At 65.7% G+C, this 21,872-nt stretch carries 16 protein-coding genes and 1 tRNA gene; 9 read left to right on the top strand and 8 right to left on the bottom strand.

Annotated features, from left to right (window positions below):
* Together H6844_15315 and H6844_15310 are read right to left on the bottom strand one after the other, a co-directional pair.
* A complete protein-coding gene (locus tag H6844_15315; protein ID MCB9930770.1) occupies positions 1–3,471 on the bottom strand; it encodes a hypothetical protein in 3,471 nt (1,156 codons plus the stop codon).
* Positions 3,472–3,556: 85 nt separating this feature from the next.
* Entirely contained in the window at positions 3,557–5,773 is a 2,217-nt protein-coding gene (locus H6844_15310) for a hypothetical protein (protein ID MCB9930769.1), read from the bottom strand.
* Between the two features lie 115 nt (positions 5,774–5,888).
* Between H6844_15310 and H6844_15305 the strand changes: the two genes are divergently transcribed.
* The 7 genes from H6844_15305 to H6844_15275 all read left to right on the top strand — a co-directional run bounded on the left by H6844_15305 (position 5,889) and on the right by H6844_15275 (position 14,652).
* Positions 5,889–6,989 (top strand): hypothetical protein, encoded by a 1,101-nt coding sequence (locus H6844_15305; GenBank protein ID MCB9930768.1) that lies wholly within the window; start codon positions 5,889–5,891, stop codon positions 6,987–6,989.
* On the top strand, positions 6,982–7,968 hold the full coding sequence (locus tag H6844_15300; GenBank protein MCB9930767.1) for a hypothetical protein: 987 nt from the start codon (positions 6,982–6,984) through the stop codon (positions 7,966–7,968). The genes H6844_15305 and H6844_15300 overlap by 8 nt, the downstream gene beginning before the upstream one ends.
* Before the next feature lie 529 nt (positions 7,969–8,497).
* The gene (locus H6844_15295) at positions 8,498–8,791 is read left to right on the top strand and encodes a hypothetical protein (GenBank protein MCB9930766.1); all 294 of its coding nucleotides are present in this window, start codon (positions 8,498–8,500) and stop codon (positions 8,789–8,791) included.
* A 133-nt stretch (positions 8,792–8,924) separates the two neighbouring features.
* Positions 8,925–10,217: an adenylosuccinate synthase gene (locus tag H6844_15290; GenBank protein MCB9930765.1), complete on the top strand. Its 1,293-nt coding sequence runs from the start codon at positions 8,925–8,927 to the stop codon at positions 10,215–10,217.
* A gap of 151 nt (positions 10,218–10,368) precedes the next feature.
* Entirely contained in the window at positions 10,369–12,264 is a 1,896-nt protein-coding gene (locus tag H6844_15285; protein ID MCB9930764.1) for an NAD(P)/FAD-dependent oxidoreductase, read from the top strand.
* Between the two features lie 96 nt (positions 12,265–12,360).
* Positions 12,361–13,227, top strand: coding sequence for a hypothetical protein (locus H6844_15280; GenBank protein ID MCB9930763.1), 867 nt, complete (start codon positions 12,361–12,363; stop codon positions 13,225–13,227).
* Between the two features lie 219 nt (positions 13,228–13,446).
* Positions 13,447–14,652 carry a Zn-dependent hydrolase gene (locus tag H6844_15275; protein MCB9930762.1) on the top strand — a complete coding sequence of 402 codons (1,206 nt, stop codon included), beginning with the start codon at positions 13,447–13,449 and terminating at the stop codon, positions 14,650–14,652.
* 34 nt (positions 14,653–14,686) lie between these two features.
* Here H6844_15275 and H6844_15270 read toward each other — a convergent pair whose 3' ends face one another.
* From H6844_15270 to H6844_15255, 4 genes are all read right to left on the bottom strand, one after another.
* Entirely contained in the window at positions 14,687–15,901 is a 1,215-nt protein-coding gene (locus H6844_15270; GenBank protein MCB9930761.1) for an ABC transporter substrate-binding protein, read from the bottom strand.
* Between the two features lie 330 nt (positions 15,902–16,231).
* Positions 16,232–17,008: a glucose 1-dehydrogenase gene (locus H6844_15265; protein ID MCB9930760.1), complete on the bottom strand. Its 777-nt coding sequence runs from the start codon at positions 17,006–17,008 to the stop codon at positions 16,232–16,234.
* Positions 17,009–17,089: 81 nt separating this feature from the next.
* Positions 17,090–17,419 carry a hypothetical protein gene (locus H6844_15260; GenBank protein MCB9930759.1) on the bottom strand — a complete coding sequence of 110 codons (330 nt, stop codon included), beginning with the start codon at positions 17,417–17,419 and terminating at the stop codon, positions 17,090–17,092.
* Positions 17,420–17,434: 15 nt separating this feature from the next.
* Positions 17,435–18,163, bottom strand: coding sequence for a hypothetical protein (locus H6844_15255; protein MCB9930758.1), 729 nt, complete (start codon positions 18,161–18,163; stop codon positions 17,435–17,437).
* A 153-nt stretch (positions 18,164–18,316) separates the two neighbouring features.
* Between H6844_15255 and H6844_15250 the strand changes: the two genes are divergently transcribed.
* A complete protein-coding gene (locus tag H6844_15250; GenBank protein MCB9930757.1) occupies positions 18,317–19,198 on the top strand; it encodes a TauD/TfdA family dioxygenase in 882 nt (293 codons plus the stop codon).
* Positions 19,199–19,319: 121 nt separating this feature from the next.
* Here H6844_15250 and H6844_15245 read toward each other — a convergent pair.
* Positions 19,320–19,396 (bottom strand) — tRNA-Pro (locus H6844_15245).
* A 22-nt stretch (positions 19,397–19,418) separates the two neighbouring features.
* Positions 19,419–20,654, bottom strand: coding sequence for an MFS transporter (locus H6844_15240; GenBank protein ID MCB9930756.1), 1,236 nt, complete (start codon positions 20,652–20,654; stop codon positions 19,419–19,421).
* A gap of 120 nt (positions 20,655–20,774) precedes the next feature.
* Here H6844_15240 and H6844_15235 point away from each other — a divergent pair, with 120 nt between their 5' ends.
* A complete protein-coding gene (locus tag H6844_15235; protein ID MCB9930755.1) occupies positions 20,775–21,854 on the top strand; it encodes a malate/lactate/ureidoglycolate dehydrogenase in 1,080 nt (359 codons plus the stop codon).
* Positions 21,855–21,872: the final 18 nt, after the last annotated feature.

The following is a 21,872-nucleotide window of genomic DNA, read 5'->3' as shown; positions in this document are numbered from 1 at the left end:
CTAGGCGGCAAACATGTTGTCATAGGCGGTCGCGAGCACCCGCTCAAAAATACGATCCATTTCAGGGCCGTATCCTTCTGCGTGCAGACTTTCCATGAGGTCGGGCCGGAGCCGATCCACCAGCTTCTGCACCTCCAGCCGGTGCCCGCGCGGGCTGAGGGTCGGCTGCTGGGCGGCGACCAGGTCCTGCAACAGGCCGATCCAGGCTTCGAGGCATTCGACCGCGGTTTCGTCCCGGGCTTCGGTATCGTCGATGCGATTGACGACCAGTTTGAACAACTCGATCAGCCTGGCCGGGTCGGTCAGCGGAGCGAAGGCGGGGTGATCCGTCAGCGACCCCGCGGAACGGCCGTGGGCGTGATCCCAGAACTCCCGGGTTGCATGGACGACGGGCGTGTTGTGGGTGAAGTCCCGGAACATCTGCCAGACGTCGTGCGACTGGCCGATGATCTCCTCCATGGCACCGGGCATGCCCTGGCCGCGGGTGGTGAAGCGCACCTGCGGCTCGCCGTACTCGGTTTCACGGCGCAGCAGCCCGAGCAGCAGCGCGGCGGCGAAGGCGGACGCGCTGTCCTCGGAAATCCGCTCGTCCAGTTCCGAGAAGATTTCCGGCAGCACGCCAGGCAGGTGCCAGGTTTTGTCGACATGCGGCGTGAATTCCGCCCCCGGGCCGGGGCCCCGGCGTGCGGCGATCATGCGGGCGACCATGCCGTTATAGGCGTCCGCCAGGCGTCCCTCCGTGCGTTCGTGCACGCTGGCGACGGCGCCCGAGCCCATATGAAGCTTGGTGAGGTGCCGCAGCTCCACATTCACGCGGAGATTCACGCAGATCAGCTCGTAGGGCGAGAATTCCGGCTTTTCGATCGGGTTGTCACCCGACCGGACGATGAACATGTCCTCGAACAGGCGGTTGTTGTTGATCGCGGCCTTGACGTCCGGATGGATGGTCCAGAACTTGATCGGCGTCCCGTCCGCATCCGGATTGACGAACGAGAGGAAGGGTTCCGACTGGCGCGAGACCCGGTCGACGATTTCGCGCATGCGCCGCGCATAGCTGTCTTCGCCTTCCGCGCGGTCGCCGCGGCCTTCGGCGATTTGGTCCTCGACGGCGAACTGCCGGCGCATGGCCTCGGCCACGGAGAAGTCGAAAACGCTGCGATAGTCCTCGTCGACCGCGGTCTGGCCGAACCGGATGACCACGTTCTCCCAGAACAGTTCGCGGATATCCTTGAAGCTGGACGATCGACGGGCACGCCGGTCCTCGCGGTATTTGGTGTAGACCGCTTCGACGAGGCGGCGGTTGACGGTGTCGTCCAGCTTCAGCCCGGCCGCCATCGTGTTCAGGCGCTTCCAGGCGTCTTCCTTGCAATCGGCATCGGCATAGACAAAGGTGTTGCCGTCATTGCCGCCGCGCCCGGTATAAGCCGCTTTTTCCTGGTCGATTTCCCGGTTGAGCACCCCGCCGATCTCGGCGATTTCGGCGAACAGTCCGGCAAAGACGCGGATCAGTTCCTCGCAATCGTGCAGGGCCAGGCTGTAGACCTTCTCCCGGATCATCGCCTCGGCATATTCGCGCATTCGCAGCACGGTGCTGTTGTAATAGGTGACGTAGTCGCCGGCGAACCTCTTCTTGGTCTTATTGCCGAGAATATTGGTCAGCAGGCCGCCGCCTTCCGCCTCGGTCGCCAGGTCGATCACCCGGCTGCTGCTGCGCGTGGAGGGGTTGGCACGGTTGGCCTGCAATTCCGCGTCGTCGCGGAAGATATTGGCCAGGCCGAACAGTTTCCGCCGCAGGTCGCGCGTGTCGATGGCGGCGAGCCGGGCCTGCAACTCCTTGCGCAGATGGAACAGGAAGGCGCGCACCGCGACCGGATGCGGGCTGTTCTGGATCAGATAGGCTTGCAGGTGGTGGGCCGCCCACTGGTTTTGTCCCAGATTGTCGGCGGATACCGTGGCATTCAGGAAAATGTCGTCCGGCCGGCTCTGCAAGGCCGCTTCCAGCGAGCGGAAGTCGCGGTCCAGTTCGGCTTCCGCGCGGCGGACGGTGTCGACGAGGCCGCCGCTGTCGATCAGCGAGGAACTGTCGATGGCGCTGCGCTGTCGGATCGCCGCCATGTCGCCTTCGTTCCAGAAGGTCCGGACCGCATAGTCGCCGACGGCCGAGGCATAGGCGGTGTGCAGGGGACGGACGGTGCGCTCGTAGGTATGCTCGTCCTCGATCTCCGGGAACAGCGTGTCGTAGACCCGCCGGAAGAACGGGATGCGGGGTTCTTCGTGGGCGAGTTGGTGCAGGTCGCGGATATAGGTCTCGCGAATGTCGGGCTCTTCTTCGGCGCTGCGGCCGTCGGCCAGTTGCTCCTTGTAGCGGGCGATCTGGTTGCGGAAGGCGGTATCGAGCCGGGTCCAGTCGCCCCGCAGGTTTTCCAGCACCAGCCGCTTCGCCAGAAAGCTGCGCATGCTGTCGATCGGGTAGTTGACCGCGGCGACGCCGATGCCGGAATAGAGATTGTTGGTGCCGGAGGAAGCCGCCGCCAGCTTCTGGCGCACATCGTTCACCGTGACCGAGCCGTAATTGGCGCCGAGCGGCGAGAAGATCATCAGATAGCCGGCGCGGGACGCCATATCGATATAGCTCGTCAGGCCGCGGCCCATCGAACCGCCGGTCGAGTTCTCGTAGTCGATGAAGGTCACGGCGCTGTAGGGCATCTCGCCCTGCCTCAGGATCTGGCCCGGCGCGTATTCGAAGGTGAAGTTCGCCCGGCGTTGCGGCAGCGAGGCCAGCACGTTGAACGCGTTCAACTCCTTGAGGCTGGCATAGCCGTTGGCCAGCACGTTCGGGATCTGCGTGCGCGGCAAGGAACCGCCGCGGGCATAGACGTCCGGCAGCAGGAACACCCCGCGCACGGTTGCGTTGACCTCCCGTTCCCGGGCCGCGAGCTTGATGGCGAGGGCCAGTTGTGCGAACGCGCCCGAGCCCGTCGCGCCCGCCAGCGACCCCACGACCAGGACGTGAATGGAGCCGGCGAAATCCTGCTCGGAATCGTGCACGCCCAGGCGGCTGATGGCGTCTTCCAGCGTGATCATCAACCCGTCATGGGCGAACGCGTCGTGCAGGGCCAGGCGGGTGAGCATGCGGATTTGCCCGGCCCCCTCGATCAGCGACATGCCGCGAATGGCCTCGGACATTTCCGGGGCATTGCGGGCATAGCACCAGGTCCGCTCGACCCCGGCATTGCGCTCCAGCAGGCGGTAGATGGTTTCCGGACGGGAGAACGCGATGCGCGAGCGCCGCTCGACATGCTGAAGATCGTTCAGCGAATTCAGGTCGGTGTCGAGCGCCAGGATGCCAATCCTGGAACTCAGGGCCCGGTCGTTCTTGCGAGCGGTTTCCAAGATGGTTTCTGCGATCTTGGAACCGGTTCCGCCGATCCCCACCAAAAGGGTCGGGCGAAAATGTCCGTCCAGTGCCACCGCGCGAACTCCTTACCTATTGTCCCCAAGACCAGCCATTATGGAGCACCGAACCGAGGGTCTCCAAGCGGCCCTATGCAAATAATCAACCGATCTGCGCCTTGATCGCCTCGCGCCATTGTTCGATGATCGGATGCAGCGACGTCGGCTCGGCAAGCCAGGCGGCCAGATCCGGGTCCAGGAGGCTGGGGGCCGGCCGATACGCCAGCCGAGGCTCCGCGACGCCGGCCAGGGCCGGCGCCGGTTCCGCCTGGACCATTGCGGGATTGGTCACGTCCAGCGCCGACACGGCCCGGTCGACGAACCGGCAGTCCTCGTCGATCATGGCCACCAGGAACTCGGCGACCCGCGGCGCCAGCGCCGGACCGTCCAGGGCTCCCGCCGCCGGTGCATCGCCCTGTGCCTGTCGGATCTGCCGTTGAAACAGGGTCTGGGCCGCCATGGCGGTCGGGCCGGGCGCGGTCAGGCCGTCCGGGAACGCCGGCAATTGGCCGGAGACGACGGTCATTTCGGCCCGCACGCCCACCCGCCGACCGGCCGCGACGATCGCCTCGACCAGATGGTGCTCCAACCGGGCCGCGGTCGCGTTCGCCGCCGCCAGCCGGTCCAGGGGCAGGGCCGGTGCCAGTTCGCCCATCCGCATCCCCAGCCAGCCTTCGAGACGGCTGCGGGTGTGCTGATAGCGTTCGGCATCCTGCCGGTGATCGAGGAACCGGGAGGCGAAGTCGCTATAATCATCGGTGTCGGGCCAGATGCCGAGATGAATCGCGTCGGCCACTTCCGGATACAGGGACAGCTGGATCAAATCCCATGGCAGGTCATGGAACGCGCCCAACCAGTGGTCTGCGGCCTGCGTGATCCCATCGTGGCCAGAGGCGTCCCGGTTGGGCCGGGGCGACACATATTGCTTGAGCGCTGCCGCTCCGAGTTCGAACAGCAATTCCAGGGCCCGATCGCGCGTGGAGAGAGGCCCGGATACGGCCGACAGGTTCGACACGACCGCATCGAACGGAGCGTGCCGAAGCAGTTCGTAGACCGGTGCCGTCGCCGCGTAGTCCCGGATCGAGGCCGGGCGCAGCCGCTCCACCGTCATGCTGCCGATGGCCGCGCTCAGATCGCGGACGCAGACAGCGAAGGCAAACTCGGCGATTGCGGTGCAGGGGTTTTGATCCGACGCGCTCAGGTATCGCCCCAGAGAGGGCAGGCTCGGATACCAATGGTCCGGACGGGGCGAGGCGTCCGAACCGACCAGGTCCTGCATGATCCGGCGCAGCTTGCCCGTGTCCGTCCGCAGATTGCGACCGCCCAGCGAGACCAGCAGCAGCATGCCGTCGGACTGCGGGGTGGCGGATTCCTGGTCGGCGGTCATGAATTCAAACGTGCAGGGCGGGTCGGACCAGAGCAGGATCCGGTCGAGGAACCCCAGCGTGTGCCCTTGTCGTTGTTCGCCCAGATAGTCGACCACCGGTCCGGGAATGGCGAAGCGGCACTCGGAGCCGTCCGGGTCCAGCACGCATTCCTGCAGGTTGAGGCTCGGTTCCTGGCGGAATTGGGGGCCGTTCTCCAGGTATTTGCAGGCTTCCGCCGCGGCCAGGATGGTATCCATGCGCAACGTGACCGGGACGGCGAGGTGCCGCCTGGGGTCGGGCGACACCACGACCTCATAGAGGTCCTCGCGCCATTCGGGGTCGAAGCGATGCGAGACCCGGACCTGCAAACGATGCGCGCCGGTCCCTCCCGCCAGCGAGCGGGCGGGAAACACCGCAGCCCCGTGGCGTTCGGACAGGTAAAGGCCCGAAACCCGGTGGTCGCTGGCACGGTCGTGCTCGCCGCGGATCTCCAGCGCGCCTTCGCCGTCCTCGGCGATGATGGACCAGACCGTGCGCTCGGCCGGAGCCGTGCTGTCGGCATTGGTGCTCAGCGTGATGCGGTCGGTCAGGGCATCGTCCGGCACATGCGGACGGGTCAGATCGACGATCGGCAGAACCGACAGCTGCAGGCCCTCAATGTCGGGCAGGGACAGGACGAAATAGCCGGCGGTGGAATCCTGTCCCGGTGCAAAGGGAACGACGGCGATGGTCCGGGCGGGCTCTTCGGCGGACGCGGCCACGAAGCGAAAGCCCAGCAAGGCGGCGCTGGTGTGTGCGGCTCTGACCATGTCCACAATGAGGAGTCCGGCCGCGCGATCCCAGAAAAAATCGAAATACGAGCCGCTCCCCATCCTGCCTCGCCGCTCAGATCGTTCTATTCGAAGCGCAATATGCGTTAGTCGAAACTTAACAGTTGCGTCGGCCGGACGCAACTCGCGAACCCGGTAGGGTCAATCGAGTCAGACGCTTCGCCGGCGAGTGAGAGGCTTCGCCGGCGGCGCTTGGCACCGGATGGGCCCTCGGCTAACATCGGCGGCAGGAGGCACAATGGCAGATCAGGCAAATCAAGGCGGCGCTGCCAAGCGCACGGTGACGTTGATTGGCCCGGCCCAATCCGGCAAGACGCATATGGTGGCGGCGCTGCTGATCAACCAGCCCGTGCAAGACCTGACCCAGGGACCGGACGCCCTGGAAAACCCCCGGCTCGTGCGTTCCGACGCCACCACATCGGACGAGGAGGAGGAAGTCTGGCAACGCCTCAGCCGCCATTACAATACCATGTTCTTCGGTCGCGATCTGTTGGAGCTGGAGGCCACCTATCAGGTCCATCGCTATCGCCTGACCGTCCTGTGGAACGGCGCCGCCAAACAGGGCTCGGGGTTGGGTCTCCGCCGTTGGCTGGGCGGCGGGAAAGAGGCGATGTCGGCCGTGGCACTGGAACTGATCGACGGGCGCGGCGGCGATCTGGCCTATGACGCGTTCGTGCAGGCCACGACGGATCGAGAGGCCGCACAGCGTCGCGACGACTACCGCAAGGCCCTGGCTGCTTCGCAAGGCGTGATGATCTGCCAGGGCCTGGGGGACAATGATTACCAGCAGATGAACATCGATGCGCTCAACCGCAATATCGAATCGATTCTGCTGACCGTGGACAGTCAGCGCAAACCGAAATTGCGCCAGGTTGCGATCTGCCTGACGAAGTACGAGACCCTGTTCTCGAAATACGGGGCCGATGCCATGCAGAAGGCGGTGGACCGGGATTTTCTGATCCGGCGGATTCGCGAGATGGGGATGGATCAGATGTTCCGCACCATTCTGGCTCACGGCGTCGGTGAAGCCGCCGGTCGGCGCGGCTCTGGCGTTGTGGTGCGGGTGTTTCCGGTCTCGACATACGGGTTTGTCGGCGGATACGGCGCCGCCAATTTCTATCCCTGGCCGCAGGCGCCGGGCCTGTTGACCCGTGCGGTGGAGGCCACCGATTACGACGATCCGGAGTTGGAGGGGCTGCGCGACCACTATCCGGTGCCGATATCCCAGGGCCAGGCCATGCAGAACTGGCGCCCGTTCAACCTGGCGCCGCCGCTGCTGTTCGCCGCGACGGGCAAGGTCACGGGGCCGCTGAGCGTGAGGGCGGAAGACCTTGTCTGACGGGCCGGAACAGGAACCCGGCGCGCCGGCACTCGCCCAGTGCCATTTGCTGGTAACGGGCAAGCTGATCCGTGGCCACAATCCCGATGGCCCGATCCGGCCCGGGACCGAACATCGGGTCACCGGCATGTCGTCCGGATTTCCGCTATGGCTGCAGTCACACTGCACGCCGGAATCCTTCTTTAAGCTTTGGGGCGGTGTGACCGCGGTCGACGCCGGCCGCTTCGACGGCGGGGCGTTCGTCTATCGCCCCTTGCGAACGCGCCGAGACGGTCGCGTCAAATATTATGGCCTGTTCGCCCGCATCCAGGCCCGCTCGGAGGGCGGCAAGGGCCAGCCCGGCCGGCGCTACACCCACTGTGCGGCCCTGGTGGTCGAGGATGACTGGCGGCCCGAAACCATCGCCTGGGCCGCGCGCCTGCTGTTCGCGAAATGGCCGGACGAGGGCTGTCTCGGCGATCCGAACACCGAGCGTCAGGCCGACCGGCTGGAACTAAAGCTTCCGGCCCTCGACCCGGCGGCCTGTCCGGCCCTGCCGGATGTGTGCGGCCTGCCCTGGCATGCCAAGGCCATAGGGGAGGGGGAGGACTTTGCCGCGGAGCACGCTTGCCAGTCGCGCGCTTGCCCGACCTCTCGCCGGCGGAAAGCGCCGGAGCCGTGGGCGCCTATCTGCGCGACCAGGACCTGGCTGAGTGAGGAAGGGCGCTGGTTGTCCATTCGGTCTCGGGGTCGGGCCGGCGCGATCGGGGTGAACGACGGCTTTGCCCTGATCGGCGACGACCGGGAGGGGCGGCGGTTGGCGCCGTGCGGGTCGGGTTCTCGGATAGGCATCCTTATGCCGGCGTGCCCGACCTGTACGACGCCGACTTCGACTGGAACGCCTGACTTCAAGGTGGTGCCGGCGCCGCCTCCGGCACCAGTGGTTCGGTCGCGATTGAGCCGGAAGCCGAAACCGGGTATTCGGGAAGAGAAGGGGTGAGGCGACCGCAATGGATGGCTGTCTCTCGTCGGCCGGCGATGTCAGTGCCATTCCCCAGGACCACTTCCCTGGACCAAATGGCGAGCAATAGAGCGTATGCTGGTAATGAAAAGCCGGCAATCTGACGCAAATGACGATGATGTATAATCATAATGACGCATCATTAAGTGGAGAAAAGTTCGAAATTATTCGTATTGAAAAATTGATATCGGAAAAAAATCTATTTTTGAAGAACGTTTATGGAAATCTTCATCTGAATTTAATTATGGATCATGTCACAGAGATGATAAAATAGTCATCGAATTGGATAAATATTTATGGTTTTTAATGACGTATTTCGCTGAGGATGAATGCGCTCGATATTCTTGATTATACATTGCCAGCGTTTCAAATCAATAAAATCCCAAAATGGCAATTGAGATAGCGCCATAAGAGGTAGTATTATATCTTCAATATTCAAGTATAATTATTGAATATTATGTGAATTACGCCACAATGATAAAATATATGGGAGAAGCGACTCAATTCCATGAAGAATATGTATGAAGAGGAAATCGAAGAGGCTAATGTTTGCGGCAAAATAAAGCATGTGCAAAAGCCATACTATCATGAAATGGCGGATGTTATTACGCGATTGATGGAGCCCTCGACCAAACTGGGGAAATTTGATCCGGATGCCGAACCCGTCCACAAGGCATTGCGAGAGCAATTGCGGATCGTCGTTGATCAGGTCATGGATGAACTGAAGGATCCGGTGTCGCAACGCGCGGATGAAGCCTGCGAGGATGAGCCCGGCGCTGACCGGTCTCCCCCCAAGGCCTGAGCCGGACCCGCCGTCACGTCTCCACCGCGGCCATTGGCGCGGCGGCCGTCAATCCGCCCCCTTACCAATCGCGGCAGCCTTCGCTATACCGCAACCGTTCTGAACACGAGCGAGCAGGGAAGGTTCCAGGCTCATGGCGAATGTAACCGTCGTCGGCGCCCAGTGGGGCGATGAGGGCAAAGGCAAGATCGTCGACTGGCTGTCGGTCCGCGCCGATGTGGTCGTGCGCTTCCAGGGCGGGCACAATGCCGGCCATACGCTGCAAATCGGCGATGCCACCTACAAGCTCTCGCTGCTGCCGTCGGGCCTGGCGCGGGGCAAGCTGTCGGTGATCGGCAACGGCGTCGTCGTCGACCCCTGGGCGCTGCTCGACGAGATCGAGCGTGTGCGCGGCCAGGGGCTGACGATCACGCCGGAAATCCTGCGTGTTGCCGAGAACGCCACCGTCATCCTGCCCTTCTACGGTGCCATCGACCGGGCGCGGGAGAAGGCGCGCGGCAAGGGCGCGATCGGCACCACCGGCCGCGGCATCGGTATCGCCTACGAGGACAAGGTCGCCCGCCGCGCCATCCGCATGTGCGACCTGAACGAGCCGGAGACGCTGGCGGTCAAGCTGCCGCCGCTTGCCGAGCACCACAACACCTTCCTGCGCGCCCAGGGCGAGCCGGAAATCGACGTGGCGGCCCTGCTGGCAACCCTCGCCGAGATCGCGCCGAAAGTGGCGCCCTTCGTCGAGCCGGTCTGGCGCCGGCTGCACGATGCGAAAGTGGCCGGCAAGCGGCTGCTGTTCGAGGGCGCGCAGGGGGCGATGCTCGACATCGACCACGGCACCTTCCCCTATGTCACCTCGTCCAACACGGTCGCGGCCCAGGCGGCCAGCGGCTCGGGCGCGGCGGCGGATGCGGCCGGCTATGTGCTGGGCATCACCAAGGCCTATACCACCCGCGTCGGCGGCGGCCCGTTCCCGACCGAGCAGGACAACGACATCGGCCAGCACCTCGGCGAACGCGGCCGCGAGTTCGGTGTCGTCACCGGCCGGCCGCGCCGTTGCGGCTGGTTCGACGCGGTGATGGTGCGCCAGGCGATTCAGGTCGGCGGCATCCACGGCATCGCGCTGACCAAGCTGGACGTGCTGGACGAGATGCCGGAGCTGAAGGTCTGCGTCGCCTACGAGGACGCCAGCGGCAACCGTTACGACTATTTGCCGGCCTCGACGAAATTGCAGGCGGAGGTGCGGCCGGTCTACGAGACGCTGGAGGGCTGGAGCGATTCCACCTACGGCGCGCGCTCCTGGGCGGACCTGCCGGCGACGGCGGTCAAATACGTCCGCCGCATCGAGGAACTGATCCAGGCACCGGTGGCGCTGCTGTCGACCAGCCCGGAACGGGAAGACACCATCCTGGTACGGGACCCGTTCGCCGACTGAGGTTGGCGCCGGCGGCCGGCGGCGGAAAAGGCTTGGCGCGGGGTTCCGGGCGTGCGTATGCTCGGGCGTATATGATTCCAAAGTCGAACATCGGGTCGGGCCGGTTTTGCCGGTCTGGCCCGATGTCGCAAGACGAGAGGGACGCGCCGCCATGTCCGCCGCCGCCATCCGCATCGACCCGGAAACCGGTCGCAAGATTTTTCACACCCGCGCCGCCAAGGCCACCGACAAAATCGCCGGCAAGGGCTATTCCATCGTCACCGACAAGACGCTGACGACTTTGCCGGAGCCACCGCCCGGCGCGGCCTTCAACGCGGACGAGCAGGCCAAGTATCGCGAATACAAGGAGGAGCGCCGCGGCGCCGCCGACTATATCGCCATGGAAGGCGAGTTCGCGAAGTATCTGGAAGACGTCTATTCCGAACCGCCGATCCCGCGCGACGCCCTCGACGACGAGTGCGAGATTCTGGTGATCGGGGCGGGCTTCGGCGCGCTGTTGCTCTGGTACCGGCTGATGCAGGCCGGCTTCACCGACGTCCGCTTCTGCGAGAAGGGCGGCGATGTCGGCGGCACCTGGTACTGGAACCGCTATCCGGGCATTGCCTGCGACGTGGAGAGCTATTCCTACCTGCCGCTGCTGGAGGAGATGGGCTACATCCCGTCGATGAAGTTCGCGAGCGGCTTCGAGATCCTCGAATACTGCCAGACCATGGCCGAACGCTTCGGTTTCTATGACCGCTGCCTGTTCCACACCACCGTCGAGGAAACCACCTGGGACGACGACCGCGGCCGCTGGGTCGTCAAGACCGACCGCGGCGACGCCATGAAGGCGCGGTTCGTGGTGCTGGCGAACGGCATTCTGACCACGCCGAAGCTGGCCAACATTCGCGGCATGGAGACGTACCAGGGGGAGGCGTTCCACACCTCGCGCTGGAACTATCATGTCGACCTGGAAGGCAAGCGCGTCGGCATTATCGGCACGGGCGCCACGGCGGTGCAGATCGTGCCGGAAATCGCCAAGGTGGTGAAAGACCTGTATGTGTTCCAGCGCACGCCCTCGACCATCGACGTGCGCGACCAGCGCGCGACCACGGCCGAGGAATACGCCACCTGGCCGACCGAGGAAAACTGGGCGGTGAAGCGGCGCGAGCGGCTGGCCCTGATCTCCGCCGGCCGCACGGCGTTGCAGGGCAATGACGATTTCCTGTCGGGCAAGGTCGACAGCGTCAAGAAGCCGAAGCAGCACGCCAAGCCCTTGCCGCCGGAAGAACTGATCCAGCGCCAGCTCAACACCAATTTCCGCATCATGGAGCAGATCCGTGCCCGCGTCGATGCGGTGGTGCACGATCCGAAGACCGCGGCGGCCTTGAAGCCCTACTACCCCTATGGCTGCAAGCGCCCGACCTTCCACGACGAATACCTGCCCTCCTTCAACCGCCCGAACGTGCACTTGGTCGACACCGCCCCCACCGGCGTGCAGGAGATCAACGCGACCGGTGTGGTGCATGACGGCGTGCAATACGACGTGGACGTGCTGATCTACGCCACCGGCTTCGAGTGGATGGGCACCGGCTCGTTCAACATGATCCGCGGCCGCGATGGGGTGACGCTGAAGGAGAAGTGGGAGCAGGACGGCACCCGGACCTTTCTCGGCATGCACTCGGCCGGCTTCCCCAACCTGCTGATCATGAACGGCCCGCAGGGCGGCGGCGGCCAGTTCAACTTCACCCGCGTCTCGGAAATGCATGCCCATTATGTGACCTGGGCGATCCAGACCGTGAAGGACAAGGGCGCGCGCTCCATCGACATCACGCGCGAGGCGGAGGACGACTATGCCCGCCATTGTGCCGAGATGGACCTGCTGTCGGCGCCGCTGCGCGATTGCTTCTCGTATTACAACGGCGACGGCAACGCGAAGCCGGGCTCGCTCGCCTATTACGGCGGCGGCCAGCGCTGGCACGAGCGGCGCACGGCGGCGCAGGAAAGCATGGCCCCCTATCGGCTGGAGCCGATGCGCCAGGGCGAACGCGCGGTGGCAGCGGAATAGCGCCGCGCCGCTCTTGGCGCGGGTCGCCAGTTTGGTAACATGATGGCCGAGGCTTGCCCCGGCCTTCTGCCGGGCGGCCCGAACGCGGAGGCGAACATGCGGGACATCACCTACGACACTATCACCGACACGGTCGTCAGCGCCTATGCGGGCACCGCCGACCCGCGGACCCGCGAAATCCTGACCGCCCTGATCCGTCACCTGCACGATTTCGTGCGCGAGGTGAAGCTGACGCCGGCGGAATGGGAAGCCGCGATGGGCGTGCTGCTGCGCGCCGCCAAGATCAGCACCGACGAGCGCAACGAGTTCATCCTGCTGTCGGACCTGCTGGGCGTCTCCGCCCTGGTCGATCTGCTGGAAGGCAAGGACGACGAGGGTGCCTCCATCACCACGCTGATGGGCCCCTTCTACGTGCCGGGCCAGCCGGACAAGGAGACCGGCGCCGATCTGATCAAGGACAATCCGGGCGAGCGCGTGCTGGTGCAGGGCCAGGTGCGCAGCGCCAATGGCGGCCCACTGCCGGGGGCGATCCTGGAGGTCTGGCAGAACGGGCCGAACGGCCTCTACACGGTGCAGGACCCCGGCCAGCCGGACGACAATCTGCGCTGCACCCTGCATGCGGACGGGGAGGGGCGGTACAGCTTCTCCACGGTCAAGCCGGTGTCCTACACCGTGCCGGAGGACGGGGCCGGCGGCGAGCTGGTGCGTGCGGCCGGCCGGCATTGCTGGCGCCCGGCGCATATCCACCTGATGATCAGTGCCGATGGCCACAAGCGCCATGTCAGCCAAATTTTCGACGAAAACGACCCCTATATCGACCAGGACGCGGTGTTCGGCGTGCGTGCCGACCTGGCCGTGCCGTTCGACCGCGAACCCACTGCGGCGGAGTTGGAGCGTTTTCCGGGCATCGAGCGCCCGTTCAACGTCGTGACCATGGATTTCGTGCTGGCCCGCGCCGACTGAGGCGGCGCCGGCCGGGACCTGCCGCCGAGTTTCAACTTTTCCGGGGTATCTTGCGTCATTCCAACGACTTCCTTGGACTGGCCGATGCTCTGGACGAACCCGCGCCGCCCGGCGTAGGGTGCGCCCTTTCCCGCCATCCGTCGGAGCCCGCCGCCCGTGTCAGATCTCGCCCGCGCTGTCGCCAACCGCACCCGTTTTGCCGCCGATCTGTTCGACCGGATGGAGAAGGCGACCCATGACGGCGTCGGCATCACCCGCGCCTCCTATGGCGAGGGCGAGCAGAAGACGCATGCGATCATGGCGGAGGCGGCGAAGTCGCTGGGCCTGGGCGTGGCGCAGGACCCGGCCTGCAACAGCTATTTCACCCTGCCGGGCAAGAACCGGCGCGCGCCGGCGGTATTGATCGGCAGCCATCTGGACTCGGTCGCCCAGGGCGGCAATTTCGACGGCGCGGCTGGCGTGGTCAGCGGCCTGACAGCCCTGGCCGCGCTGAAGGACGCCGGCATCACACCGGCCTGCGACGTCACCGTCATGGGCATCCGCGCGGAAGAAAGCGCCTGGTTCGGCGTCTCCTATCTGGGCAGCCGGGCGGCGCTGGGCATGTTGCCGAACGGCGCGCTGGAAGCGAAACGCTCGGACAATGGCCGCAGCCTGGCCGAGCACATCGCCGAATGCGGCGGCGACCCGGAGGCCCTGAAGGGCGGCCCCGCCATCCTCGACACCAGCCTGGTCCGTGCCTTTCTGGAGCCGCATATCGAACAGGGGCCGGTGCTGGACGAGCGCGAGACGCCCATCGGCATCGTCACCGGCATCCGCGGCAACCGGCGCCTTCCGGCCGCCCGTTGCCTTGGCCGCTATGCCCATTGCGGCGGCGAGCCGCGCTGGAACCGCCAGGACGCGGTGATCGCGGTGTCCGAATTCGTGCTGGCGCTCGACGGCATCTGGACCGAGATCGAGGCGGCCGGGAGCGATTTCGCCTTCACGGTCGGCAAGTTCTCCACCGACCCGGACCGCCACGCCATGACTATCGTCAATGGCGAGGTGCGCTTCTCCCTCGACCTGCGCAGCCTGGATCCGGCCTTCCTGCTGGCGATGGAAAGCCGGCTGGAGGAGATCGCGCGCAGCATCTCCGCCCGTCGCGGCGTGCGCTTCGACCTGGGCCAGATCACCCGCGCCGCGCCGGGGCGGATGGACACGATCCTGCGCAACAGCCTGTGGCAGGGGGTGCGCGAAAAGGGGCTGGATGCGATCGAGATCGCCAGCGGCGCCGCACACGACTCGGCGGCGTTCGCGGCGGCGGGTGTGCCCACCGCCATGATCTTCATCCGCAACGCCAACGGCTCGCACAATCCGGACGAGGCAATGCGGATCGAGGATTTCATGGTCGCGACCGACCTGCTGGCCTGGCAGTTGACGCGGTTCTGAGCCGAACCGCGTCTACCGGCGGCCGGTCCTGCGCCTATTTGGAGCCCGCGTCGATCACCGGGCCGAACAACTCCCATTTGTGACCGTCGAAGCGGGAAAGCTGCTCCGCCTGGATCGGGTAGAAGTCGGTGGGGGAGGTCTGGACCGTGATGCCCGGCAACAGCATCGGCAACTCGACATGGTTGAGATTGGCGGCGCAGGCCATGATGCCGGGGCGGCTCAGGTCGGCGCAGTTCGTCAGCATGACGTCCAGCAGCTTTGCGACATTGTAGCCATACACGTAGTTCACGTCGCCCTTGTCGCCGTCCGGAATGTTGGTGTCCATGAAGGCTAACCATTCCTTGTAGCCGTCGCTGCCCTTCCATTGCGGGTCGTTCGGATCCTTCATCCACTGCGCGGTCAGGACGCCGGTCGAGCAGTCGAGGCCGGCCGGTTTCAGCGTGGCGCTGACCGACGACGAGGTGTTGGAGATCATCCGCAGGGGGTGCCAGCCAATTTCGCAGGCCTTGCGCAAGGCCTGGGCGACGAATTTCGGCACGCCGGCGACGAAAAACGCGTTGGCGTTCGAGGACGCCAATTGCAGGATCTGCGCGTCCACCGTCGGGTCGGTCACCTCGTAGGGCATGGAGGCGACGACCGATTTCTGCCCTTCCGGCCCAAGGCCGCGCAGGAAGCCGTCGCGGTAGTCCTTACCCGAGTCGTCATTCTGGTAGAGAATGGCGATCTTCGGGTTCTCGACACTGGTCATGACGTGTTTGGCATAGATCTCGCCTTCCACGTCGTAGGTGGGCTGAAAGCCGATGGTCCAAGGGTATTTCTTCGGCTGACCCCATTTGCTGGCGCCGGTGGCGACGAAGAGTTGCGGCACCTTCTTGGCGTTCATGTATTTGTGAATGGCCGAGTTGGTCGGCGTGCCCAGCACCTGGAACAGGAAGGCGACCTGGTCGTCCTCGACCAGTTTGCGCGCCTGCTCCACCGTGCGCGGCGGGCTGTAGCCGTCATCGACGGAGATGAAGTCGACCCTGCGGGTTTTGCCGTCCTTGCTGGTGATGCCGCCAGCGGCGTCCACGGCCTTGAAATAGGCGACCAGTGTCTTGCCGATGACGCCATAGGAAGAGGCCGGGCCGGAATAGGGGTTGATGTTGCCGATCTTGATCGACGTGTCGGTCACGCCGACGGTCTGAGCCTGCGCCGGCCCGGTCGCGGACAAAAGCGCTGCGCTGGCCGCAAGGGCAGCAAGCAGTTTCATTGGGATATTTCCTCGGGAAGGGTTCGTTCGATTTCCGTCTGCGCCGCGCAATCTTCGCGCGAACCCTTGCAGGATGATCGGCACGGAGCCGGCCTGTCAACCGTGCCCGAAAGGCCCGAGCGGCCGGCTCCGCTCCGCGCCGGCGGGGCTAGAGTGAGTTCCTTTCCCGCTGGCGCACCGCCCCATCTCCCCTGTCCTTGCAGAAGCGGGGACCCATGCCTGAGAGGCCAATACAGCGTCCGTACCCTGTGAGAAGCTCTCAGGCATGGGCTCCCGCTTGCGCGGGAGATGGGGCAGAAGAAGGGGGGCAACCCGTGCCGAAAGCGCTCTCTAGCCGGCGGTGACGCCCGCGTCGATTACCAGTTCGGAGCCGGTCATATAGCTGGACTGGTCGCTGGCCAAAAACAGAATGCCGTTTGCGATGTCCTGCGGCTGGCCCAGCACGCCGGTCGGCACGGATGCGCTGGCGCGGGTGTTCAGGTCGCCCGCATTGCGCCCGGCCTGGCCGCCGGGCAGGATCGCGTCCCAAATCGGTGTCTCGATGATGCCCGGATGGACGGAATTGACCCGGATTTTCTCCTTGGCGCCTTCCAGGGCCGCGGTCTTGGTGAACAGGCGCACGGCGCCCTTGGTGGCGCTGTAGGCGCCCAGACCGGTGCGGTTGCCGCGCAGGCCGGCAATCGACGACAGGTTGACGATCGATCCGCCACCGGCCCGCCGCATCGCCGGGAAGGCGTGCTTCACGCCCAGGAACACGCCCTCGACATTCACCGCCTGCTGCTTGCGCCAGTCGGCGAGGCTGAAGGTCTCGATCGGCCCTGCGATGGCGATGCCGGCATTGTTGACCAGCACGTCCAGCTTGCCGAACGCGGCCTCGGTGGCGGCAACCACCGCCTGCCAGCGATCCTCGTCGGTGGTATCCTGTTGCAGGGCCTGAGCCTTGCCGCCGGCGGCGACGATCTCGTCCGCCACCGCCTGCGCGCCGGCCTCGCTCAGATCCGTCACCATGACCGCGGCGCCCTCGCGGCCCAGTGTCAGCGCCGTGGCGCGACCGATTCCCGAGGCCCCGCCCGTGACGAGCGCGACCTTGCCTGTAACCTGACCCATTGGGTGTCTCCTACCGGTATGTGTTATCCGCCCCGATCATGCGACCGAGGCGGACGGCGCGCAACCCTGTCGGGGCATTCCTCAGGAGCGGGCGAAGCCGTCGATCCCCAGGGCGTCGCGGAACCCGGCGCTGGTGTCGGCCTTGGCGTCCTCCAGCGGGATGCCGGTGGCGTCGGCGATCTTCACCACGGCGGTGAAGATGGCGATGGTCGCCGCCGCATCCACCAGCGCGGCCTCGCCCAGTTGCGTCCGCACCGCTGCCCGTTCAGCCACAAAATCGCCGGTGTGCACCGCGTCGGCAAAGGCCAGCAACAGATCAGCGTCGGCGACACCGCTGTCGCTGGTGCCGTCCATCACCGCTTCGAACCGGTAGGCATTCCCCGTATGATCGCCGCTCCCACGGAGCAGCACGATATGCGAGGTGGTTCAATAGGTGCAGCGGTTGAGCGCACTCATCCGCGCCGCCAGCAACTCGATCTGGGCATGGCTGATGGCGCGGTATTCCGTGCCGAAATCGCGCAACTGACGGTCCGGCAGGTACATCTGGTCGTCGAGGTCGAAGAAATTCACCACCTCCGCCGGCACCAGGCTCAGCGCGCGGTGGATATAGGCGGCGGAGCGCTGGGCGTACATGGCTGCCTCGTCACCATTGCCGGTGTCGACGGCCTCCGGCGCCACCATCGGCACATAGGCCCGGTCGAACGCCGCGCCCTTCGGCCGGTGCCGCGACGGCTGGCCGGGTTTTGGGTCCGGCAAGGGCCGCAACGGCCGGCCCAGGATCGCATCGAACGTGTCGATGGCGGTGGTCGAAGCGACGAGGCCCACCAGTTCCACATAGCGCTCCGCCGACAGCACGCCCGGCACGAAGCGGGCGAACAGCGACGGGCCGAAGCGGTCGGCATCGGTGCGAATGCGGTGGATCAGGTCGACGACGGCGGTCGGCAGGCCGCCGGGGCTTTCCGCATGGGCGCCGCTCACCATGTTGGCGGAGAGCGCGGCCTTGCGCCTTTGGCAGAACGGGCAGGCGATGGCCGCCCGGGTTGCGGCGGCGATGGCGACCCGCTCGGCGCCGCTCCACCAGGTGCCCGGCCGGGCGAGCCGGTCCCAGGCCCGGTCGTGCGCGGCCAGCAGGTCGGCGCGGATGGCATTGGACAAGGGTAGCGTCTCCCGTTCGTGTTTTGTGGTTGGTTGGCCGGTATGGAGCACACATCACTCCGGTCCGCAACGCGAAACGACTCCCCGCGGCCGGCGAGTGCGCCTAGCATGGCGACCCAAGAGCCCCGACAAGGCCAGACCGAGGACCCGCCCATGCCCCTGACCCTTCGCCAGATCGGCCCCTGTTTCGCCGCGGAAGCGAGCGGCATCGACATCACCCAGCCGATCACGCCGGAACAGGCGGCCGAAATCCACGCCGCCATGAACGAATACGCCGTCGTCGTCTTTCGCGAGGTGCCGCTCACCGACGAGACGCAGATGGCGTTCACCCTGAGCCTCGGCCCGATCGAACCGCCGGTCACCACCAATTTGCGCGACAAGGACAAGCTGCGCATCTCGACCAATTTTGCCGACGTCTCCAATCTGGACGAGAACAACAAGCCCTTCGCGCGCGAAGACCGGCGGCGTCTGTTCGGGATCGGCAACCGGCTCTGGCATTCGGACAGTTCGTTCAAGGTGATCCCGGCGAAATACTCGCTGCTGCACGCGCGGACCGTGCCGTCCAAGGGCGGCGAGACCGAGTTCGCCGACATGCGCGCCGCCTATGACGCCCTCGACGCGGACACCAAGGCGGAGATCGAGGACCTGATCTGCCAGCACTCGCAGCTCTATTCCCGCCGCCTGATCGGCTTCACCAGCTTCAGTGACGAGGAGCGGGAGCGGATGAAGCCGGTGCGGCAACGGCTGGTGCGGGTGCATCCGGAGACCGGGCGGAAGTCGCTCTATCTGGCCTCCCACGCCGGAGAGATCGTCGGCTGGCCGACGCCGGAGGCGATGCTGCTGCTGGGCGACCTGACCCACCATGCGACGCAGCGCGAGTTCGTTTACCGGCACCACTGGCGCAAGGGCGATCTGGTGATTTGGGACAACCGCCGCACGATGCACCGCGCCCGCCCGTTTCCCAGCCACGAACCGCGGGACGTGCGCCGCACCACGCTGGCCGGCGACGGCCCGACGGTGGAGCAGGCGGCCTAGGGTGCTTTTGGTCCTGGTTGAACCACTCTCCTGCCCCATTCTCCCGCTTCCGCGAGGACAGGGAAGAGGGGTGGTGAACCAGCCGGAACAGAAGCCGGCCTAGGAACGGGAGACGGCTGGTTGGTCGGGGCGCCCGGATTCGAACCGGGGGCCTCCAGTACCCAAAACTGGCGCGCTACCAGGCTGCGCTACGCCCCGACCGAGAGCAGAGGCGAAGCATTTACGCTTCTACGGCCGGTCTGGCAAGGCGGCGCAGTTCCGGCCAGAAATAGCCGGCGAGGCAGAGCGCGACAAAGCCCTCGGCGGAGATGACCGACACCGCCACGGCCGCGCCGAACTGATCGGCCAGAAAGCCCACATGCAGGATGCCGAGCGGGCCGAAGCCGATGCACATGGCCAGCACGCCCATCACCCGGTTGCGACGCTCCGGCGGCGTGTTGGCCAGGATCAGGGCGCTTTGCATGGTGGCGAAGCCGGCAATGCCGAAACCGCCCAGAAACAGCACCGGCAACGCCATGCCGAAGGCCGGCGCGACCGAGAAGCCGAAAATCATCGCGAGATACAGCAACGAGCCGAACCAGAAAATCCGCCCGAATATGGGAGGCGTGGCGTTGAAGGCGATCAGCAGCGCGCCGATAAAGGCGCCGCAGCCCTCCGCCGACATCAGGATGCCGATGGGGAAGGGGGAGAGCCCCAGCTCCACCTTGCCGATCACCGGCACCATGGAGACGTAGGAAAAGCCCCAGAAGTTGACGAAGATCGTCACCACCAGGGCGGCCTGCACCAGCCGGGTCTGGCGGATCGTCGCCCAGCCGTCGCGCATCACGGCGACGATGGAGGTGCCGCGGCCGCTGGTCTCGGTGCCGGCCGAGACGCCGGCGATCAGGATCGCGCCGATGGTGTAGAGGATCGCACCCATGAAGAACGCGCCATAGAGGCCGATGAACTCCAGCAGCATGCCGCCGACGCTCGGCCCCAGCATGCGGGTGAAGTTGTTGGTGGAGGATTCCAGGCCCATGGCGGCACCGATGCGTTCCGTGCCGGCCACCTCGCCCGACATGGTGCGTCGCACCGGCATCTCGGTCGCCCAGAACAGGCCGGAGAGCGCGGCACCGATGCCCACATGCACCAGGGTGATCCTGCCCGTATAGGAGAGCAAGCCCAGCACCGCATAGACGAGTGCGACGAACAGGATCCCCGTCATCAACAGGTATTTGCGGTTCACCCGTTCGGACCATGCGCCGATGACCGCGCCGAACAGCAGCATCGGCAACATGCGCAGGAACAGCATCGTCGCCACGATCAGCGGATCGCCGGTCACCTGGTGGGTGTAGACGCCGACGGCCAGGACATCGAGCCAGCGCATGATGCCGACCGTGGCACCCGCCAGCCAGACACGGCGGAACTGGGAATCGTGCAGCAACGACCAAACGTCGGTGCGGGCGGGGGAGGTCACGGTATCTGGGCGCTTTCCTCAAGCGGGGAGCTTGTTATGCTTTGGCTCTATACTAACGCCGGAAAATCCGGTTCTGTCACCTCCCAACCTCTCGCAGTCCGCGCAAAAGAGCAAACGCCCATGCCCATCATCGCCGCCGAACCCCTCCGCGCCGTCGTCCGTGCCATGTGCAAGGCCGCCGGCTCGACCGACACCGAGGCCGGTCTGGTCGCCGACAACCTCGTCATGGCCAATCTCTCCGGCCACGATTCGCACGGCGTCGGCATGCTGCCCTGGTATTTCGAGTGCGCCCAGTCGGGCTCGCTGAAGGTGAACCAGCACGCCGAGGTGGTGCGGGACGAGGGGCCGGTCATCGTCGTCGACGGTCATGCGGGCTTCGGCCAGGTCATCGGCAAGGAGGCCTTCGACATCGCCATCGCCCGGGCGAAGCAGCACGGCGTCTGCGTCATGGCGATCCGCAACAGCTTCCACCTCTGCCGCATCGGCGCCTGGGCCGAGCAGTGCGCGGCTGCGGGCCTGGTCTCGACCCACCACACCAACGTCATCGGCCATGGTGCGCTGGTGGCGCCGTTCCGCGGCTCGGACGCGCGCTATGTCACCAACCCCTACACCGCCGCCATGCCGGCGACCGAGAATAACCCGGTGACGCTGCTGGACTTCGCCACCAGCTTTGTCGCCGCCGGCAAGATCCGCGTCGCGCGCAACAAGGGGGTGGAGGCGCCGGAAGGCGCCCTGATCGACCACAAGGGCCAGCCGACCCGCGATCCGAACGTGCTCTATGACGAACCCAAGGGCGCGCTCACCAGCTTCGGCGCGCATAAGGGCTATGGCATGGCGCTGATCAACGAGTTGTTCGCGGGCGTGCTGTCGGGCGGCGGCACCAACCGGCCGGAGACCAACCGCGAGCCGGCGGCCACCATCAACTGCATGCTCTCGGTCCTGATCGATCCGGCGCGTCTGGTCGAGAAAGCCTTCCTCCAGACCGAGACCGACGCCACCCTGGCCCATGTGAAGGCCTCGCCGCCGGCGAACCCGGCCGAGCCTGTGCTGGTGCCGGGCGACCCGGAGCGCGCCTATCGCATCGAGCGTGGTCGCGACGGCATCGACGTCGATCCGGAGACCTGGAGCCAGATCAAGATCGGCGCCGAACGCTTCAATCTGGCCGGCGCCGAACTGGACCGCATCGCCGGCCTGACCTGAGCCGGCGACGTTTCCGCC

It is taken from the genome of Alphaproteobacteria bacterium (genome assembly GCA_020638555.1).
Classification (GTDB): Bacteria; Pseudomonadota; Alphaproteobacteria; order Bin95; family Bin95; genus JACKII01.
Note: the sequence above shows the minus strand (reverse complement) of the source record. Positions and strands in the feature narration are given on the sequence as shown.

What these genes read in the sequence shown, in the direction of transcription:
- H6844_15305 (MCB9930768.1), top strand. Translation starts at nt 5,889, where the DNA reads ATGGCAGATCAGGCAAATCAAGGCGGCGCTGCCAAGCGCACGGTGACG.
- H6844_15295 (MCB9930766.1), top strand. Translation starts at nt 8,498, where the DNA reads ATGAAGAATATGTATGAAGAGGAAATCGAAGAGGCTAATGTTTGCGGC.
- H6844_15290 (MCB9930765.1), top strand. Translation starts at nt 8,925, where the DNA reads ATGGCGAATGTAACCGTCGTCGGCGCCCAGTGGGGCGATGAGGGCAAA.
- H6844_15285 (MCB9930764.1), top strand. Translation starts at nt 10,369, where the DNA reads ATGTCCGCCGCCGCCATCCGCATCGACCCGGAAACCGGTCGCAAGATT.
- H6844_15280 (MCB9930763.1), top strand. Translation starts at nt 12,361, where the DNA reads ATGCGGGACATCACCTACGACACTATCACCGACACGGTCGTCAGCGCC.
- H6844_15275 (MCB9930762.1), top strand. Translation starts at nt 13,447, where the DNA reads ATGGAGAAGGCGACCCATGACGGCGTCGGCATCACCCGCGCCTCCTAT.
- H6844_15270 (MCB9930761.1), bottom strand. Translation starts at nt 15,901, where the DNA reads ATGAAACTGCTTGCTGCCCTTGCGGCCAGCGCAGCGCTTTTGTCCGCG.
- H6844_15265 (MCB9930760.1), bottom strand. Translation starts at nt 17,008, where the DNA reads ATGGGTCAGGTTACAGGCAAGGTCGCGCTCGTCACGGGCGGGGCCTCG.
- H6844_15250 (MCB9930757.1), top strand. Translation starts at nt 18,317, where the DNA reads ATGCCCCTGACCCTTCGCCAGATCGGCCCCTGTTTCGCCGCGGAAGCG.
- H6844_15235 (MCB9930755.1), top strand. Translation starts at nt 20,775, where the DNA reads ATGCCCATCATCGCCGCCGAACCCCTCCGCGCCGTCGTCCGTGCCATG.